This is a genomic window from Paenibacillus terrae, from assembly GCF_000943545.1.
Classification (GTDB): domain Bacteria; phylum Bacillota; class Bacilli; order Paenibacillales; family Paenibacillaceae; genus Paenibacillus; species Paenibacillus terrae_A.
On sequence record NZ_JTHP01000170.1, the window covers coordinates 1 to 1221 of the forward strand.

General features: G+C 45.9%; 1 protein-coding gene and 1 pseudogene. Both read left to right on the forward strand.

Going from position 1 to position 1221, the window contains the following annotated elements:
* Positions 1 to 95 precede the first annotated feature (95 nt).
* Entirely contained in the window at positions 96 to 305 is a 210-nt protein-coding gene (locus QD47_RS33635; protein ID WP_235332404.1) for a hypothetical protein, read from the forward strand.
* A 151-nt stretch (positions 306 to 456) separates the two neighbouring features.
* Positions 457 to 1221: pseudogene (locus tag QD47_RS29455) on the forward strand (IS4 family transposase); the annotation flags it as partial.

The following is a 1221-nucleotide window of genomic DNA, read 5'->3' on the forward strand; positions in this document are numbered from 1 at the left end:
ACACCTGTTGATTAACCACTAAATGGTAGAAAAAGAGCCGTCAACTCGGTAAAATGTTTGTACCCCTACAAACTTAACCGAAAGGTGACGACTCCATGAAAAAGTCTATCACGATCCCATTCATCCTTCAATCTATTCTGACACCGGAAGAAGTGCAAAGCGTTGCCAAGGAAACAGACTATGAAGACAAAGCCCGTAAATTCACGGTAACCCACTTACTTCGATACTGGTGTGTAGCTGCCTTAGAACAATGGGACAGGTTATCGTTCCGGTGTGGATCATGCCGCTCGCAGTGGCTTACCTAAGGTTCATTATTCGTGTTTTTCCACCAAAGCGGCCGAAGTCCCCTTTGCTATATTTAAGGAGCTTTTTCATCGGGTCATTCACAAGTGTAGCCGAGAAACACGCCGAAAACTTACGTTTCCCAAAGAATTACTCCTCATCGATTCGACCACCATGACGGTGGGAAAAACACGACTACCCTGGGCTCCTTATCACGGGGAGCGTGCAGGTATTAAACTTCATGTCGCTTTACAAGCCCAAAATGGGCAACCCCTTCAGGTGGTCGAAACGCTGGGCTCCAAGCATGATGGCCCCATGAGTGAAGCGTTGGCTCAACCGGACTACATTTTGGTGATGGACCGTGCTTATGGGAAACTGGAGCGTCTGGATGACTTCAAAATCCAAGGATAATCCTTTGTCATTCGGCTTCGTGACAATATCCATCTGGAAAAACCTCATGCACTATCCCGTCTCAAGCCGTCGGATTCAACTATCCTTCGAGATATGACTTGCCAGCTAGGAACATCGCAGTGTCGTTCCAAGCAACGTCATCGTGTCGTCATATTTCGAGATTTTGAAGGTCGGGAAATTCGGGTGGTAACAGATTTAATGCAGGTCACGGCAGAACAAATCGCACAGATGTATAAAGCTCGGTGGCAGATCGAAGTCTTTTTCCGTTGGATCAAGCAACATTTGAATATTCCAACGTTATTTGGCACGACGGAAAATGCGGTCTATGGGCAACTATTCTGCGCTCTCATTGTCTATGTCCTGCTCAAATGGCTATTTGATGCTGCTCAAACAACGTGGCCCAAACATGCCATTCTTTCCTTTGCCCGATTTTCTCGTCTTTTTCTTCTGCAAAAACTACCAGTGGAATGGCTGATCCAGATTCAGCATGTTCTTCTTAAGCGTGTCTCTGCTTCTATAAATCAAATT